Source organism: Phaeobacter sp. BS52 (assembly GCF_045040595.1).
GTDB classification, from domain to species: domain Bacteria; phylum Pseudomonadota; class Alphaproteobacteria; order Rhodobacterales; family Rhodobacteraceae; genus Phaeobacter; species Phaeobacter piscinae.
Genome location: NZ_CP090662.1, coordinates 1,505,017 through 1,521,566 on the forward strand (window position 1 = coordinate 1,505,017; position 16,550 = coordinate 1,521,566).

Annotated in this window: 14 protein-coding genes and 3 pseudogenes; 6 read left to right on the plus strand and 11 right to left on the minus strand. The window is 60.5% G+C overall.

The window, feature by feature from the left end; all coding sequences use genetic code 11:
* Window positions 1-11: 11 nt before the first annotated feature.
* From L0Z65_RS07330 to L0Z65_RS07380, 11 genes and pseudogenes are all read right to left on the minus strand, one after another.
* Window positions 12-893, minus strand: coding sequence for a lytic transglycosylase domain-containing protein (locus L0Z65_RS07330; RefSeq protein ID WP_405112016.1), 882 nt, complete (start codon window positions 891-893; stop codon window positions 12-14).
* 117 nt (window positions 894-1,010) lie between these two features.
* On the minus strand, window positions 1,011-2,261 hold the full coding sequence (locus L0Z65_RS07335) for an Hsp70 family protein (RefSeq protein ID WP_102897138.1): 1,251 nt from the start codon (window positions 2,259-2,261) through the stop codon (window positions 1,011-1,013).
* Between the two features lie 160 nt (window positions 2,262-2,421).
* On the minus strand, window positions 2,422-3,471 hold the full coding sequence (locus L0Z65_RS07340) for a c-type cytochrome (protein WP_405112019.1): 1,050 nt from the start codon (window positions 3,469-3,471) through the stop codon (window positions 2,422-2,424).
* On the minus strand, window positions 3,455-4,726 hold the full coding sequence (soxC, locus tag L0Z65_RS07345) for a sulfite dehydrogenase (RefSeq protein ID WP_405112022.1): 1,272 nt from the start codon (window positions 4,724-4,726) through the stop codon (window positions 3,455-3,457). The genes L0Z65_RS07340 and soxC overlap by 17 nt, the downstream gene beginning before the upstream one ends.
* 76 nt (window positions 4,727-4,802) lie before the next feature.
* A pseudogene (soxB, locus tag L0Z65_RS07350) lies at window positions 4,803-6,501 on the minus strand (thiosulfohydrolase SoxB).
* 99 nt (window positions 6,502-6,600) lie between these two features.
* Window positions 6,601-7,452, minus strand: coding sequence for a sulfur oxidation c-type cytochrome SoxA (gene soxA / locus L0Z65_RS07355; RefSeq protein WP_405112025.1), 852 nt, complete (start codon window positions 7,450-7,452; stop codon window positions 6,601-6,603).
* Window positions 7,453-7,525: 73 nt separating this feature from the next.
* Window positions 7,526-7,855 carry a thiosulfate oxidation carrier complex protein SoxZ gene (gene soxZ / locus L0Z65_RS07360; protein WP_014879751.1) on the minus strand — a complete coding sequence of 110 codons (330 nt, stop codon included), beginning with the start codon at window positions 7,853-7,855 and terminating at the stop codon, window positions 7,526-7,528.
* Between the two features lie 51 nt (window positions 7,856-7,906).
* Window positions 7,907-8,323, minus strand: a complete 417-nt coding sequence (gene soxY / locus L0Z65_RS07365; protein ID WP_405112028.1) for a thiosulfate oxidation carrier protein SoxY — start codon at window positions 8,321-8,323, stop codon at window positions 7,907-7,909.
* A gap of 50 nt (window positions 8,324-8,373) precedes the next feature.
* Window positions 8,374-8,851, minus strand: a pseudogene (soxX, locus tag L0Z65_RS07370) (sulfur oxidation c-type cytochrome SoxX).
* 197 nt (window positions 8,852-9,048) lie between these two features.
* Complete coding sequence (locus L0Z65_RS07375; RefSeq protein WP_096868620.1) at window positions 9,049-9,624, minus strand: thioredoxin family protein; 576 nt, start codon at window positions 9,622-9,624, stop codon at window positions 9,049-9,051.
* A 49-nt stretch (window positions 9,625-9,673) separates the two neighbouring features.
* Complete coding sequence (locus L0Z65_RS07380) at window positions 9,674-10,411, minus strand: cytochrome c biogenesis CcdA family protein (protein ID WP_405112032.1); 738 nt, start codon at window positions 10,409-10,411, stop codon at window positions 9,674-9,676.
* A 301-nt stretch (window positions 10,412-10,712) separates the two neighbouring features.
* Here L0Z65_RS07380 and L0Z65_RS07385 point away from each other — a divergent pair, with 301 nt between their 5' ends.
* The 6 genes and pseudogenes from L0Z65_RS07385 to L0Z65_RS07410 all read left to right on the plus strand — a co-directional run bounded on the left by L0Z65_RS07385 (window position 10,713) and on the right by L0Z65_RS07410 (window position 16,274).
* Window positions 10,713-11,180 (plus strand): hypothetical protein, encoded by a 468-nt coding sequence (locus tag L0Z65_RS07385; RefSeq protein ID WP_040178217.1) that lies wholly within the window; start codon window positions 10,713-10,715, stop codon window positions 11,178-11,180.
* Window positions 11,181-11,199: 19 nt separating this feature from the next.
* Window positions 11,200-11,535 (plus strand): ArsR/SmtB family transcription factor, encoded by a 336-nt coding sequence (locus L0Z65_RS07390; RefSeq protein WP_405112036.1) that lies wholly within the window; start codon window positions 11,200-11,202, stop codon window positions 11,533-11,535.
* A gap of 87 nt (window positions 11,536-11,622) precedes the next feature.
* On the plus strand, window positions 11,623-12,693 hold the full coding sequence (locus tag L0Z65_RS07395) for a YeeE/YedE family protein (RefSeq protein ID WP_405112039.1): 1,071 nt from the start codon (window positions 11,623-11,625) through the stop codon (window positions 12,691-12,693).
* 99 nt (window positions 12,694-12,792) lie between these two features.
* Window positions 12,793-13,320, plus strand: coding sequence for a DUF302 domain-containing protein (locus L0Z65_RS07400; protein ID WP_405112483.1), 528 nt, complete (start codon window positions 12,793-12,795; stop codon window positions 13,318-13,320).
* A gap of 81 nt (window positions 13,321-13,401) precedes the next feature.
* Window positions 13,402-15,067: pseudogene (locus L0Z65_RS07405) on the plus strand (thiamine pyrophosphate-binding protein).
* Complete coding sequence (locus L0Z65_RS07410; protein WP_096871103.1) at window positions 15,054-16,274, plus strand: CaiB/BaiF CoA-transferase family protein; 1,221 nt, start codon at window positions 15,054-15,056, stop codon at window positions 16,272-16,274. Before L0Z65_RS07405 ends, L0Z65_RS07410 begins: the two are co-directional and overlap by 14 nt.
* Window positions 16,275-16,550: the final 276 nt, after the last annotated feature.

The following is a 16,550-nucleotide window of genomic DNA, read 5'->3' on the forward strand; positions in this document are numbered from 1 at the left end:
TATTTGGCCGGTCAGCCGTCGATCTTGCGCCCCATGATTGCTAGGGACTGCTGGTAGACCGTCGCCGCATTCCACTGTTTCAAGACCTTATAGTTGGGCTCGCCCTGCTGATAGCCGCGTCCCGGTTTCCAGCCTTTCTTGCGTAGAAAATAAGCGGTTGAGGCCAGCGCATCGCCCATATTGTAGAAATCCACCCGCCCGTTGCCGTCCCAGTCGACACCATAGTTCAGCGCATTGCCGGGCAAAAACTGAGTATGGCCCAATTCGCCATGTTTGGCCCCTTTGGTCGCGCCGGTGATCGCACCACGATCCACCAGTTTCAGCGCGCCAATGGCATGGGGTTTAAAAAACTCGGAGCGGCGGCAATCATAGGTCAGTGTCACGATGGCAGAGACCACCTGACTATCGCCCATGTAGTTGCCAAAGGCGGTTTCCATACCGTGGATGGCGATCAGGATCCCGGCAGGCACGCCGTATTTACGTTCCAACGCGGCAAAGAAGTCGGCATTGCGTGCCTTCCGCTTGCGCCCCTGTGCAATGATCGTATTGGCGCCACGGATCTGCATGAATTTCTCCAGAGAGTAGCGAAAGCTCTTCTGGTTGCGATCCGCAGCAATGGTGCGACGGGCGTAGGTTGTGTTGGCCAGCGCGTTCAGCCCGGCCTGGCGCACACCGGCCCGCTTGACCTCAACGGCGAAGTCGCGTTTCCAACTGTCAAATCCGGCAGATGTATTGCCGCAGGGCGCGGCCTTAGCGGCGTACGGCAGACCACACAGTAGCGCCGCAGACAGAGTGGTGGCTAACCATCCCCCTGCCCGCCGCTGCGCAGTTTCTTTGCGGGTATTGGCCGTGGCAGACTGTGAGAGAGATCGACGAAACAACTGGAAAATCATAAAAACCTGGGTCCAACGCTTGGGAAATGGGTTTCCAGTCTAGCGGATTTCCGCATCAAAGCCAGTCACAGGATCAGCGTTTTTCCCCTTGCCCGCGTCGCTCGCCCTTACCCTCGCTCAGGCAAAGGCGCTGCCGGATGCCAAGGCCAGACCATCGGCCACGGCGGTCATCGCGTTTTCTGTGTAAAGTTCCGCCTTTGGGCAAAGCTGCTGCATCTGCTGCTGTACCCCCCTCAACAGGGCTGAGCCGCCCACAAGCACCACTCGCGAAACCTGCTCCGCGCGCAGATCGGCGCGGCACAGGGTTTCCTGGGCACAGGCAGTAATCTCGGCGATATCGGCGGCAAGGCTGCGTTGAAGACCCTCAGCAGCCAGCGGCACCGACAGGCCCCGTTCCAGCACTTTCAGATCAATCACCGCACTACGCTCTCCCGGCTGGTTGGCCGCAATTTTGCCCCGCTCCACCGCAAAGGCGAGATCATGGCCCAGTTCATCCTCCAGCACGGATAGCAAGCGCGCCAGTTTTTCCGGCTCCTCGGCATTGCGCGCCAGATCCTGTGCGGCCCGGCGGCTATCCGCAGCATAGAGGAATGGGATCATCTGCCAGGTCGCCAGATCGTTGAACAACCGATTAGGTGCGGGCAGGCTGCCACCGCCGAAGCTGTTGCGAATAGCACTGCCACGCCCCAGAAGCGGCATGACGTGATCAATGCTCAGCTGCCGATCAAAATCTGTCCCGCCAAGGCGCACACCGTGAGAGGCCAGAATGCGGGTCGTGCCCTCTGCGGTTTGCTCAAAGGCAGTGAAGTCCGAGGTGCCGCCGCCGATATCGACGATCAGCCCGATACCGGATTGCGCGCGGGCCGACCGCAGGGCCGCCTCCGGTTCCAGCATGAAGCGCACATCCTCAAACCCCCCCGCCATATAGCAGGCGCGCAGATCCACTTCTGCCTGTGCATTGCGGGTGGCATCCTTGCTGTGGAACAACACCGGGCGGCCGGACAGCGCATGGGTGAAGGTCTGTCCGGTGGCCGCCTCAGCACGTGCCTTCAGCGCAGCTAGAAACCGCGCCACAATGGTTACGAAATCAACCAGTTCTCCGTTCAGACGGCGTTTTTCGTGCATCAAGGGGGTGCCAAGCAGGCTTTTCAAGGCGCGCATGAACCGCCCTTCGTCACCATTGATCAGTGCCCGTGTGGCCCGGCGCCCGATGATCATACTGCGGCTGTCAATGTCAAAGAACACCGCCGTCGGCAGGGTGGTTTCCCCCGGCTCGACCTCAATCAGCCAAGGGCGCCCGTTCACGGCGACACCCGCCGCGGAGTTCGAGGTGCCAAAGTCGATACCAAGGGTGTTGGGAGGGGTCATGTCGGGCACCTGTCGCTCAGAAAGAACCGGCGTAAGTATCGCAAGGATCTGCGCAAAACAAGGGTTCAGAGACATGTGACACAGGATCGGCGCGCCTGAAATAAAACCACCCCCGCAGCTATCGGTTGCGGAGGTGGTGTGCGGGGCGATGCGCCCAGCGTCATTCGGCAGTTGCAGCCTTCAGATAGGCAATCACCGCCTCGATATCGGCGTCTTTCTTCAGTCCTGCAAAGGACATCTTGGTGCCCTTCATGTATTTCTTCGGCTTGGCGAGAAACGCAGCAAGTTCAGCCTCATCCCAGACCAGCCCACTCTCGGCAGCGGCTTTCATCGCTTTTGAATAGCGGAACCCTTCGACATGAGCTGCTGGCGCGCCGATGATACCGTTCAGGATCGGGCCGGTTTTCGATTTAGCCCCCGCCCCGATCTGGTGACAGGCCTTGCACTTACGGAAGGTTTTCTCGCCCTTGGCGACCAGTTCCGGGTCCAGGGCAACAACCACTTCGGCAGGGACTTCTGCGGGTTGCTCGGCTGCGGTGTCCTCAACCGGTTCAACGTCGGCAGGTGCTTCGGCCCGGTCTTCCTCAGGCGTCACATCCAGCACCATGGCCCGCATGGTGATTTCGACGCTGTCCTTGCAATTCTCCATGCAAGGTTCCGGGTTCCAGAAGTGCTTCTCCGCCTCCAGCCGGTCATCCAAAACGAAACCATCCACATTGGGAAGCTCCACATCGGCGAAGGTCGCATCCGACAGCACAAATTCATCATCCACCAGATCGTTGGAATAGAGAATATAGGCCACGATGGCATAGACCTCATCCGGGGTCAGCGACTGCGCATCGCCAAACGGCATGGACCGGTTCACATAGTCCCAAGTGGTGGAGAGATAGGGCCAGTAGCTGCCGACGGTCTTCAGCGGATCATCATGATCCAATGTGCCCTGCCCACCTGCGAGCTTGGGCCAGTTGCCGACACCTTCGGCAAAATCGCCATGGCAGACGGCGCATTTCTCGGCAAAGACCTCTTCGCCGGTGAACACATCGCCTGACCCTTCCGGCAGGCCGGTGCCGTCAGGGGCAACGTCCAGATCCCAGGCAGCGATTTCCTCCGGCATGGCAGGACGGCCCAGGCCAAACCCCTCTGCATAAACCGGAACCGCCAAAGCCGCTGCAACGGCTGTTGCTGTGATAAACTTAGGAAACTTCGACATTTTCCGCCTCCCCGCTTGCCTTGACCCACCAGGTCTGGATGGCGTTGTTGTGATAAATCGAATTCAGCCCTCGCACCTCGCGCAGCTGCGCTTTGGTCGGTTGCACATAGCCGGAGGCATCGCGCGCACGGCTTTGCAGCAGCATTTCAGAGCCGTCCCAATTGGTATCGAGGTAAAAGCGCGTCAGCGCCTTGTCCGTGCCGGGAGCCGCCAGCCGCGCCTCCTGCCAGCTCTTGCCGCCATCTACCGACACATCAACACCGGTGATCGCACCACGGCCCGACCAGGCCAACCCTGTGATCACCAGCGGCCCCGTGCCATGTTTGATCGGCGATTGCGGGCTGGGGCTGGTGACGACGGATTTCGCGTCCATCTCCCAAGTCCATTTGCGGCTGGTGCCGTCAGCCAGCGTATCGGTGTATTTCGAGGTTTCCTCACGGCTTTCGACCGGCTGGTCCATCACCTCAACCCGGCGCAGCCATTTGATCCACATATTGCCCTCCCAGCCCGGCACCACCAGGCGCACGGGATAGCCATGCTCCTTGCGCAGCGCCTCGCCATTGGCCTTGAAGGCGACCAGCACGTCATCCATCGCCTTTTCCAGCGGGATGGAGCGGCCGTTGGAGGAAGCATCCGCGCCCTCGACATAAACCCATTTGCCTGCCGGGTTTACGCCCGCTTCCTCCAGCAGAGTGCGCAGCGGAACACCGGAATACTCCATATTGTGGATCATACCGTGGGTGAACTGCGCGCCATTCAGCTGCGCGCCCGCCCACTCCATGCCGGAATTCGCCGCACACTCGCAGAAATAGACGCGGTTTTCGCGCGGGAAACGCTCCAGATCCGCATAGGTGAACACCAAGGGGGTATCGACCAGCCCGTTGATCATCAGCCGGTAGTCTTCCTTGCGCAGCTCAATCGCGCCCGAGTGGTGCCGTTCAAACGCGCAACCCTGCGGCGTGATGGTGCCGTCCAGCGCGTGGATTGGCGTAAAGTTGATTGACGAGATGGTATCCGCCGTCAGCCACTCCACATTGCGCCGGATCACATCTGACTCATACTCAATGGGCAAACCATAGGGCGTCGCATCCACTCCGTCGCCCAGACCAGAGGCCCAGTCCTGCACCTCGGTGATCAGCGGATCAGGGGTCGCGGCCTGTGCCGAGCGGCCCGTCACCGCCCCTGCCCCGACCGCCGCAGCACCGGCCAGAAACTGGCGGCGTGAGGGGGTGGTTTGCTTCGGTTTGTCGTTCATCTCTGATCGTCTCCTTACATCGAAAAATTCACTTTCGTGAATTCATCTGCGTAAAATTTTTTGGCGAATGCCGGGCTTAGACGCCCGACACCTGCACGGAATTGTTCGGGGAAAGGGTGACGGTGCCCATCTTACGAATGTGGTTTTCGACCACATCCCAGATTTGCGGGCCTTCGGTGCCCTCATTCACGCTGGCCCAGCCTGCAACGATATAGGTCTTGGCCGGATCAATCGCCTCACCGGTCTTGAGCAGCGTCATATTGCTGATCCGCTCCCCCTGCGGCTTGGTAATATCGATGTGGTAGCCCATGCCGCCAACCCGCACCATGTCGCCGCCCTGCTGGTAATAGGGATCGGGATTGAAGATGTTGTCGGCCACATCCTCCATCACAACCTTGAGGAATTCGCCAGTCATCTCACTGCGATAGGCCGCACCATAGCTCATGGAAGTGACGTTCCAGATATCCTCGCGGGTGATGTCATCGCCCGGCAACAAGGACGGTCCCCAGCGCACACCGGGCGACAGGGCGATATCGGCCTCCCGTTCACTTAGCAAAGCGTCGCAGATCAGGTCATCCCAGGTCCCGTTGAAGTTGCCGCGCCGATAGAGCAGCTCATCAGTCTGACCGACCACCTCTGCCAGTTCGGCCTCATAAGGGGCGCGCTGATCGTCGATCAGCTGGGTGATCACCGGATCGGGCGCAATCACATCAGAAAACACAGGGATCAACTTATGCCGCAGCCCCATCAGCTGGCCATCGCGCACGTCCAGATCGACGCGGGAGACAAATTTCCCGTTGGAGCCTGAGGCGATGATGTGGGTCTGCTCGACCAGAACCGGCTCGGGCAGCGCGTCATGGGTATGGCCCGACAGGATCACGTCGATACCGCTGACCACTCCGGCCATTTTCTTATCTACGTCAAACCCGTTGTGCGACAGCACCACGACAACATCCGCACCAGCGGCACGCACCTCGTCGACCATCTCCTGCATATGCTCATCGCGGATCCCGAAGGAGTATTCCGGGAACATCCAGCCGGGATTTGCGATCGGCATATAGGGGAAGGCCTGACCGATCACGGCAACCTTCGCGCCGCCACGGTCGAAGAACTTATAAGGTTTGAACTGCTCAGCTAAGCTCATCCCATTCCGCATCAAAGATATTTTGGCCAAGGGCCGCAAAGGGCAGCCCCTCCACGATCTCATTCACCCGGTCAGAGCCCAGCGTGAACTCCCAGTGGAAGGTCATCGCATCCGGCTTCAGCGCGTTCATCACATTGACCATGTCCTGGCCTTCGGTGTGATGGCAGGTGTAGGAGCCGTGCCAAGTGTCGCCGCCATCAAGCAGAAGCGCATCCGGGCGGTCGGCGCGGATCGCATTGATAATTGTGGATACCCGGTCCAAGCCGCCAACGCGGCCATACCCCTGCGCAAGGGACGTAAAATCATTGTAGGTCAGCGCATAGGCGGAGGGGCTGCCATCAGCGATCCCATACGCCTTGCGGAAGTCCGCACCGGTGATGTGAGGCACCTGGCCCTTGTTCTCGCCAACGCCCAGATTGATCGACGGTTCGCGGAAATAGATCGGCTTCAGCTGGGCATGAATATCGGTGACATGGACCAAGCTGATATTGCCATAAGTGTCAAACTGCAAAAGCTGATCCTGTGTCAGCTTCTGCTGGGCCGCCAACCGACCCCAGTTGCCAAAACCGGAGGCACCGACCAAAGCGGAGGCTGCCATGGAGACCTGCATGAAATCACGCCGCGAAATCATTGGGTTATCTTTCTACTGAGACAGGCGATATATTCGCATGTTTGAATGAAATAAGTGGAAACGCGCCCCGTACCATTGCGGATACGGGGCCACGCTAGATCAGTTACGGACAGACGGCGCCTCGACCGAGAGGCCGTTGCCCCGAGAAGCCACATAGAGCTCCAGCGCCACGAACTCTGCTGACCCCGGTTTGTAAGTCTCCGCGCGAGTGTCGCGCACGCAGCCTTTGAACCGCGCATGGGCGGTGTTCAGCTTGGTGTTCTTCAACCGGTAGACCGGGAAACCATTGATCTGCCCCTGGCTCAGGTGGTCGGCGCGGATCATGTTGCCATAGTTGTCCTCATGGCAATTGGCGCAGGAGAGTTCCAGCTGACCCGTGCGGGTATAATAGAGTTCCTTGCCCTGCTCCCAGGTGGACTGGGCCGGTCCGTCGATGGCCACATTCACCGGCATGCCACGCGATTGCACTGAAATCAGCGCCTCCATAGCCGCCATTTTGCCGCCGGTGTATTTCCACTTATCGGCGCCCATCTGGTTCTCACGGCAGTCATTGATCTGCATCGCTAGGGTGCGGATCTCTCCTGCGTCCTCGTTCCACTTGGGGTAGACCGCGCGGACACCTGCCATGCTTTCCTCGACGTCGTCGTGACAGGAAGCGCAGGATTTCTCCGCAGTACCCTCAACCTTGGACCACGTGTCCATGGCCTGATCGACAAACACCATCGCCGGGTTGTCAAAATCATCCATCTGCAGCGCCTGCGTCTCGTCCGAGCGGAAATGCCAGCCTGACATCACCTCATCCAACGCATCAGATACATGGGCAGGTGCCGTGGTCTTGGTGACCATTTCAATCTCTTCGTTGACGACCAGCGTGTCTTCATCTGCCTCGGCATAAGCCACGACAGGTAGCGCCATCGCCATGGCAATTGCAGTGATTGCCTTATTGTTCATGTTGTTTCCTCCCTTGGGTGGTCGTCCCGCCCGGTATCCCGGACAGGGCGTTTGCCTATGGATCCGGAAGGGATCAGCCGATCGCGATCGACTTTTGTTCCGTGTAGACCGACCCGTCATCGTCATACCAGGTAAAGACGAAATCGCCCGCTTCGGGGACGGTCGCATCAAACTGGAAATACGGGTTGGTGGAAATGGCGGGTTCCATGGTCACATCAACAACGCTCTCGCCGTTGAATTCGCAGGTGAAGCGATTGATGATCGACCGTGGAATGACATTGCCTTCCTTGTCTTTGCGCTGACCACTTTCCATCTTGTGGCTGATCAGCGTCTTGATGGTCACCGCTTCGCCTGCGGTTGCTTTCTTGGGGACTTTGACGCGGGGTTTTACACCGGATGCCATGTCGTAAACTCCTGATATCTATGGGGGGCGAGCCTGAATGACAGGTCGCGCTTAGCCGCCGCAGCCGCCGATGGTTACCTTGACGGTGGAACTGGCCTTGGCAAAGCTGCCGTCGGCCATCTTGGCTACGGCCACGATATCCTGCGTGCCTGCAAGGCGGATCCGGGTGGAGGCAGACTGGCTGGCAGCCAGCGGGCCAAAGGCGAAGGTCGCCACGCCAGGGGTCGGGTTGCCGGTCGCCAGGATCATGATGGCGGTGGCACCGGGGGCGTCGACCGCGATTGGAACCGTATTGCCGTTTTCAGCGATTTCCGGCGCGGTCAGCGTCAGGCCGGTGTCGGTCATCTCCGCACCACCGGTGAATTCTGCAATCCGATCCTCGGTTGCAGCAACGACACGCAGGGGCAGCATGGTCAGAGCAGCGGCCCCAAGGCCAAGACCAAGTGTGTCGCGACGTGAGAACTCCATCGTATGTCTCCTTTGACGTTGATGGCGCAAAAAGATCCCGGTCTTTTGCGTCAGTCTTCTTTCAGGGTCGCAAGGAATGCGACCACATCTTCGATTTCCTGAGCGGTCAGGATGGGCGGCAGCGGCTCGGTGCCCGCCTCGCCCGTGTAGGCATCGCCCGGACGAATGAAGCCATCGACCTTGTAGAAGGCTCGGCATCATGGTACCGTCGAATGTCATCTTTGCGTTGGCCACGAGGCCGCGCAGTTCGGCTTCGCTCCAGCGGCTGCCTGCACCGTCAAGCGCGGGGCCGATTTCGCCGTGGAATGGCACATCGGACAGCGCGGTCACCTGATGGCAGGCCACGCAATTGCCCTTGGATTTATCGCCAACCAGCAATGCGCCACTGGCGGCATCCCCGGCAGCCCCGCTGAGCGATGCGGCAACGGCGCCATCTTCGTCGTAGCCGACGTCTTTCGGCGCGATCTCAGCGGCAAACGCAACTGTCCCGGCCAGACAAGCTGCCAGTGTCAGAGATATTTGCTTCATGTTTCCTCCCATTGGCTCCCACGCGCTTTTGGCGTGCTTCGCTGGCGGTTACCCTAGGCGACCTCACCCGCTTTACGCAACATCAAATTCAGTAATTTGAATTTTATTATGTCGTTTCATATCGCCCGCCCCAGAGAGGCCGTGACACGCAGCTGTTACAGGCTGGCTGGCATGTCAAGCACAGGACACGCAGCACCTCAATCAGCAGAGCCGTTGTCGCGTTCCTGAATGCGACGGGCATGATAGCGTTGGAAATCTTCTCCGTTATCAAGATTGTAGCGCTCTTCCTTAACCCAGGTGAACATATCCAACGTGGTCCCAACGCCAAAGGCCCCCGGCATGATCGACACCGCCGCCTGAGGGGCCGGAACCGCGGGCACCTCTTGGGGTAGGAACATCATGGTCGGCGTAAACAGGATGCCCCATTTGCGCGCCATATCCTTTTCGGACAGGGTTTCGCCGTCGAAATCCGTCACCTCCACATCACCATAAAGATTGAGCTGCACGACGAAGAAATTGTCCGCGATGTAGCTGCTGATCTGAGGTTTGGGAAACACCTCCTCGTGCATTTTGGTGCAGTAGATGCAGCCTCTCTGCTCAAAGAACAGCACCAGCCGTTTTCCTTCGGCGTTGGCCTCCTCCAGATCCTCGCGCAGATCCTTGAAGGTCTCGCGCATCCAGGGGGTTTTGTGCAGGCCATCGTCGCCCAGTTCCACCGCTACAACGGGCCCGGCGCAGAGCAGCCACAGCACGGCAATCCACAAGCGTCTCATCTCTCATCCTCCCGTTCAGGTTCACAATAGGCGCCCAACGCACCGCTGATCAGCCAATGTTCGTAAAGGCAGGAAACCAGCGGATCATCGCCTCAGCAATATAGCGCACGCTGCCGGTCGCGATCAGCACCGCAAAAACGATCAACATGACCCCCATCCCCTTCTCCACCCAGGCAAAGGCCGCCCGGTGGCGCGCCACGAAGCCAAGGAACGGACGCGCAAACAGGGCTGCGATCACAAAAGGTGCGGTCATCGCCGCACCGTAAACCAGCAGCAAAAGCCCTCCACGCCAGATATCGCCCATGCCAGAGGCGATCATCAGGATCGAGGCCAAGGCAGGCCCCACACAGGGCGTCCAGCCAAAGCCGAAAGCCAGCCCCATCATATATGCCCCGGCATAGGTCGCGGGCGACGCGCTACTCTCAACCCGGGCTTCGCGGTACAGCAGCGGAATGCGCACAACCCCGAGAAAATGCAGACCAAACACCAGCAGCAGGGCCGCCGCCGCATAGGCAAGGATATCAAGATACTGCCCGAACAACTGCCCCAGCGCAGTGGCGCCCATGCCCATCAGTACAAACACGGTGGTCACCCCAGCGGCAAAACAGATCGACGCCAGCACCAGCCGACGCTGCGCGCCTGGCGCAATGTCGCCTTCACTGCGCAGCTCAGACATGGAGAGCCCGCCCATGTAGGACAGGTAAAACGGCACCATCGGCAGCACACAGGGGGTGAAGAACGACAAAAGCCCGGCAATCACAGCCCCAAACAGGGAAATCTCCAGCATATTTTCGGGCCCCTTGCGACCTTATTTGTTCGACCAGTTCAGACCGCGATCACCGATCCGCGCCAACAACGATACCCCGCCAGTTGCGGACACAAACGAAATCGCCGTAGGCGTCTGGCACACGAGGCAGTGCCCAGCGAGGTTATCAGGACACAGTCTGCTCTGTGAAACTTGTACTATTCACATATTCAAATTACGTAGTACATATAGACACCGACCAGACGGGGCCGTCAATGACCCGACTTTCGCCCATCCGCACCGCATCACCGACCCACAACTGACTGTTGAGACCCATCACATCATGGCCCTTGCCCCACTGATATCCTTACCGCGCCGCGTTTACCGCGCTGCTGGCGCGCCTCTAGCGGCGCTGGCTCTTCTGGCGACGACGGGTATTGCGGCCAAGACGGCCGATGCCGCAGAACTGGTGATGGTCGAGCAACCCGGCTGTGCCTGGTGCGCGCGTTGGGATGCCGAGATTGCGCCGATCTATCCCAAGACCGCCGAAGGTCGCTTTGCCCCGCTGCGCCGCGCCGATCTGCGCGCGATGCCGGAGGATCTGACCCTGTCACGCCGGGTCACATTCACGCCAACCTTCTTGATCGTTGAAGACGGGCATGAAATGGCCAGACTGGAAGGCTATCCGGGAGAGGATTTCTTCTGGCCGTTGATCACTGGGCTCTTGCAGGAACATGCCGGTTTCATACCGACAGGCTCCGCGCCCAGCGCCCCCGACCAGACCACCGCCCCCTTGGCCACCAATGGTTGAACCAGGAGAGAACACCGATATGGCCCTGCCACAGTTTTCCGCCGATATGGATCCCGAAGATCTCGATACGATGGTGGACAATGCCACCCGTGCGTCGAATTTTCTGAAGGCCATCAGCCATGAGGGGCGCCTGATGATCCTGTGCCATCTGGTATCGGGAGAAAAATCGGTCACCGAACTGGAGGAACTGCTGTCCGCGCGGCAAGCGGCTGTTTCACAGCAGCTGTCGCGCCTGCGCCTCGAAGGTCTGGTCATTCCCCGCCGTGAAGGCAAGGCCATCTACTACCGGCTGGCCGATGACCGTCCGCGCCGCATTCTCGAAGTGGTCTATGAGCTGTTCTGCAAAGACAGCTGACCGCAGCGACCGGCCATTCCGGTTTCGTTTGCGGAGCCGTCATGTTCGGCCACTCCCGCAGACCTGAAACCGGCGGAGCCCCCTCTGATGCCCGAAGCCCTGTCCGATCTCATCAGCGACACGCATCTGACCGCCCTTCTGGGGCTGTTTGGTGGCATGCTTCTGGGGCTGACCGCGCGGCTGGGTCGTTTCTGCACGCTGGGCGCGATTGAGGATCTGCTCTATGGCGGCTCCTCCTTGCGTATGCGGATGTGGGGCATGGCCATTGGTATGGCAATCCTTGGCAGTTTCGGATTGATTGCACTGGGCTGGTTTGATCCGGTGCAATCGCAATACCTCGCCATCCGCTGGATGCCGCTGGCCTCAATCACGGGCGGGTTGCTCTTTGGCTACGGAATGGCGCTCAGCGGGATGTGTGGATATGGCGCCATTGCACGTCTCGGCGGCGGCGATCTGCGCAGTTTTGTCATTGTTCTGGTGATGGGGGTGTCCACCTTTGTGGTGTTGTCAGGCCCCCTCGCCCCCTTTCGCAACCTGATCTTTTTTCAGGATCCCATCACCGACGACCTGCCTGCGGGGATCGCACATCATTTGGCCGATCAGCTCGGGCTGGCAATAACACCCATCGGCTTTGCCATTGGTGGGGCAATCCTGCTGTTTTCCATCTTGGGGCGGGAGGTGCGCGAGGCCCCTGCCGCCATTGGCTGGGCGGCGCTGGTGGCGCTTGCCATTGTCAGCGGCTGGGCGGGCAGCAGCTATATCGCGCGCACCGGTTTTGACGCGGTGCCGGTTGTCTCGCATTCGTTTTCCGCGCCGCTGGGAGAGACCATCATGTGGACCATGACCGGCAGCCTGCGCCCGATCAGCTTTGCTGTCGGCTCGGTCAGCGGTGTCTGGCTCGGGGCCTTCATCGGCTCTCTGATCAAGGGGCATTTCCGCTGGGAAGCCTGCGATGATCCGCGAGAGCTGCGCCGTCAGATCATCGGGGCCGCAATTATGGGGACAGGCGCCGTGCTGGCCATGGGCTGCACTATTGGCCAGGGGCTGAGCGCGTTTTCTCTATTGTCGCTGTCGGCGCCGGTGACCTTCCTTTCGATCTTCGCCGGGGCTGCATTGGGGCTGCGCCAGTTGATCACCGGGTTTCGCCGCGCGGCCTGACGCGCGCCAGCCCAAGAGCCTGTCGGTGACCACAATAATGTGACCGAGGGAACACCTGCAGACGTCATAGACTGTCGGCAACAGAGGGAGTTCATGGCAATGGTTAGGGATCTGATCCGGCTCAGCAGGATGTCGCTGCAGCGCGCAGCTGCCGTCGTCATCCTGACAGGCCTCGCACTGCTGCAGGCGTCTAACGTCGCAGCAGGCCCGCTCACCAACCGTCCTGGCTGGGCCGTACATCACACCACCAAACCTTATGCGCAGCTGGTCCGCGACGTGATCACGGCCACCAAGTCACAGGGCCTGGTTGTCGTCACCCAAGCAGGCCCGACCAAGGCCGCCGCCGCGCGCGGCATCACCATTCCCGGCAATCGGGTGATCGGTGTTTTCAACAATGACTACGCTGTGCGGGTTCTGCGCCGCTCGACCGCCGCAATGATCGAGGCACCGATCCGACTTTATGTGACCGAAGAGGACAACGGTGACGCCACTCTCTCCTACAAAACCGCCATCCATGTCTTTGCCCCCTATCTGGCGGAGGGCGGGCCAGAGCTCGCAGACATCGCCGCCGAGCTGGACCAACATCTTGAGGCTATTGCGCAAAAGGCTGTGCAGTCGGCACCTTGACGCTCACACCCCCGTGAGGAGGCTTGCAAGATTGCCCGGTTCCGGCAATTTGGCGGGACAGGTTCACGAAGGGCAGATTTCATGACTGAAACCAATTCCGCAGCCGCGGCGGCCACTGACCCACTGCGCGCCGCTGATGTGCTGGCACAGCGGCTATATGCGGCGGGATGCCGCCACGCCTTTGGCATGCCCGGCGGTGAGGTTCTGACCCTTGTCGATGCGCTGACCAAGGCGGGGATCACCTTTCACCTCGCCAAGCATGAAAACAGTGCTCGGCTTCATGGGCGAAGGTGTGCATCACAGCGATGGCGCGCCGGTTATTCTGGTCGCCACCCTTGGCCCCGGTGCGCTGAACGGGGTGAATGTGGTGGCCAATGCCCATCAGGACCGCGTGCCGATGCTGGTGCTGACCGGCTGCGTCGATGCGGTTGAGGCTGCGACCTACACCCATCAGGTGCTGGATCATCAGGCAGTGTTCGCCCCGATCACCAAAGCCAGCTATCGCCTTGATGCAGAGGCCGCTGGTGTGATTGCAGACAAGGCCCTGCGCGTTGCAACCCAGCCACGCAACGGGCCGGTGCATATCGACGTGCCGATTTCTGTCGCTGATGCCCCTGCTGACTCGCACCGCCCCTGCCTCGCGCCTGCCAGAGCCACACAGCCCCAGCCCGCCGACCTGGCGCAGGCGCGCGCCTGGCTGGCGGAGGCAGACCGCCCCCTTGCGGTGATCGGTCTTGATGCTGTTGCCGAAGACGCCGGGGCAAGCCTGCGCGCCTTTCTTGAACATTACCAGATCCCGTTTGTGACCAGTTACAAGGCCAAGGGTATCCTGCCCGAGGATCACCCCCTTTGCCTCGGCGGTGCAGGGCTGTCGCCTCTGGCGGATCGTCACCTGCTGCCGCTGGTGCGGGAGGCCGATCTAGTTTTGGCGCTGGGGTATGACCCGATTGAAATGCGCCCGGGCTGGCGCAACGCCTGGGATTGCAGCCGCCAGCGGGTGATCGACATCTGCGCCGAAGACAACACCCATTACATGCACAGCGCCAGCCTGACTGTTGTAGCTGGTCTCGCGCCCAGCCTGCGCGCACTGACCGTCGGCGCACAGCTTGCTGATGATGCGGCTCATGCACATCAGAACTGGCCTGACGGACAGCCGGAGGCGGCTCGCGGCGCCCTTGCTGCGGCATTTGCGGCAGATGCCGACTGGGGCCCCGCCGCGATTATCGCAGAATGTCAGGCCGCCCTGCCCGTCGATACGCTCGCCACGGCGGATAGCGGCGCACATCGGATTTTGCTCTCGCAGATGTGGCGCTGTCAGGAACCCCGCGCGCTGATCCAATCCTCGGGCCTTTGCACCATGGGCTGCGCGGTGCCGATGGCCATTGGCCGCAAACTGGCCGAGCCACAGCGCACGGTTGTCAGCTTCTCCGGCGATGCTGGCTTCCTCATGGTCGCGGGGGAGTTGTCCACTGCGGCGGAACTGGGGGTGGCCCCGATTTTCGTGGTGTTTGTCGATGCAAGTCTGGCGCTGATTGATCTCAAACAACGCCAGCGCCGCCTCAACAATGCCGGTGTTGATTTTGGCCTGCATGATTTTGCGGCCATGGGCCGTGCCTTTGGCGGTAACGGTGTGCGGGTTCGCGACCGCGCCAGCCTGCGCGCCGCCCTGAATGAGGCACAGCAGGCCAAACATTTCACTGTTATTGCCGCAGAATTTGACCGGGAGGCCTATGATGGGCTCATCTGATCCGACCACCGACGGCAAACTGCCCCACGGCCCCCTCACAGGCATCAAGGTGCTGGACCTCTCCCGCATTTTGGCGGGGCCAACCTGCACCCAGATGCTGGGCGATCTGGGCGCCAGCGTGCTGAAGGTGGAAAATCCGCAGAGCGGCGGCGATGACACCCGCCAGTGGGGACCACCCTATGTGGTCGATGCCGAGGGTCAGCAATCCGATCTTTCAGCTTATTTCATGGCCGCGAACCGCAACAAGCGCTCCGTTGAGGTGGATATCTCCACCGCCGAGGGGCAGCAGGTCATCCGCCGCCTCGCCGCCGAAGCAGATATTCTGCTGGAGAACTTCAAACCCGGCGGGCTGGCCAAATACGGGCTAGATTACGACAGCCTGCATGCAGAGTTTCCGCATCTCGTCTATGGGTCCATCTCGGGCTACGGGCAGACCGGCCCCAACGCGCAGAAGCCCGGCTATGATCTGATGGCGCAGGGCTACGGCGGGATCATGTCGCTGACCGGTGAACCGGACGGGCGCCCCATGAAGGTCGGCGTCGGCATCGCCGATGTGATGTGCGGCATGTATGCCTGCGTCGGCATATTGGCTGCCCTGCGCCACAAGGAGCAGACCGGCGAGGGCCAGCAGGTTGATATCGCGCTCGTTGATGCGCAGATCGCCTGGCTGATCAACGAAGGTGTCGCCACGCTCAATACAGGGACCGCCCCGAAACGGCGCGGCAATGAGCATCCGAGCATTGTGCCGTATGGGCTATATGAAACCTCCGATGGGCATGTGATTCTGGCGGTGGGCAATGACGCGCAATTTGGCCGGTTCCTGTCCTTTCTCGGGCTGGATGGACTGGCGCGGGATCCGCGTTTTGCCACAAATCCAGCACGGTTGCAGAACCGCGATGCGCTGGCCGATATTCTGGTGCCTGCTCTCCGCCAATACAGCACCGACGCGGTGATCGCCGCGATGGAGGCCCGCAAGGTGCCTGCCGGGCCGGTGCAAACGCTGGATCAGGTTTTTGCCAGCGATCAGGTTGCGGCCCGCGAGATGACAATTGAGATGACCTCTGCTGCCGGGCCTGTCAGGCTGTTGGGCAACCCGCTGAAATTCTCGCGCACACCGGTCACCTATCGGCACGCGCCACCGACCTGTGGCGACAGCACTGACCTTCTGGCACCGGGGGCGGACCCCTTTGCCGATGAGAGCTGCTGACCCCGCTTGCGGCGACACAGCACCTCTGCTCCCTTAATCCGCCTGCGTTGACGCGGGCGGATTCGCGGCGGTCGCCGCCCCTATCCCCTTAAGAACCCGCAGAAAACAGTCCGTTTGGCCCTTTGCAACCGGCAGGATCTGGCCGAGTGTTACAGAAACTGGCGGTCTTCGGCCAAAGTCAGGCATCCCGGGCTTGCCAGATAGGCAAAAATGCGGGAAATCGCTGCCAATCGACATGGTTGGCTCCCTATTCCCACGAGATTGCACACGCCACTT

Coding starts and splice junctions, on each gene's coding strand:
- L0Z65_RS07330 (WP_405112016.1), bottom strand. CDS start 893: ATGATTTTCCAGTTGTTTCGTCGATCTCTCTCACAGTCTGCCACGGCC.
- L0Z65_RS07335 (WP_102897138.1), bottom strand. CDS start 2,261: ATGACCCCTCCCAACACCCTTGGTATCGACTTTGGCACCTCGAACTCC.
- L0Z65_RS07340 (WP_405112019.1), bottom strand. CDS start 3,471: ATGTCGAAGTTTCCTAAGTTTATCACAGCAACAGCCGTTGCAGCGGCT.
- soxC (WP_405112022.1), bottom strand. CDS start 4,726: ATGAACGACAAACCGAAGCAAACCACCCCCTCACGCCGCCAGTTTCTG.
- soxA (WP_405112025.1), bottom strand. CDS start 7,452: ATGAACAATAAGGCAATCACTGCAATTGCCATGGCGATGGCGCTACCT.
- soxZ (WP_014879751.1), bottom strand. CDS start 7,855: ATGGCATCCGGTGTAAAACCCCGCGTCAAAGTCCCCAAGAAAGCAACC.
- soxY (WP_405112028.1), bottom strand. CDS start 8,323: ATGGAGTTCTCACGTCGCGACACACTTGGTCTTGGCCTTGGGGCCGCT.
- L0Z65_RS07375 (WP_096868620.1), bottom strand. CDS start 9,624: ATGAGACGCTTGTGGATTGCCGTGCTGTGGCTGCTCTGCGCCGGGCCC.
- L0Z65_RS07380 (WP_405112032.1), bottom strand. CDS start 10,411: ATGCTGGAGATTTCCCTGTTTGGGGCTGTGATTGCCGGGCTTTTGTCG.
- L0Z65_RS07385 (WP_040178217.1), top strand. CDS start 10,713: ATGGCCCTTGCCCCACTGATATCCTTACCGCGCCGCGTTTACCGCGCT.
- L0Z65_RS07390 (WP_405112036.1), top strand. CDS start 11,200: ATGGCCCTGCCACAGTTTTCCGCCGATATGGATCCCGAAGATCTCGAT.
- L0Z65_RS07395 (WP_405112039.1), top strand. CDS start 11,623: ATGCCCGAAGCCCTGTCCGATCTCATCAGCGACACGCATCTGACCGCC.
- L0Z65_RS07400 (WP_405112483.1), top strand. CDS start 12,793: ATGGTTAGGGATCTGATCCGGCTCAGCAGGATGTCGCTGCAGCGCGCA.
- L0Z65_RS07410 (WP_096871103.1), top strand. CDS start 15,054: ATGGGCTCATCTGATCCGACCACCGACGGCAAACTGCCCCACGGCCCC.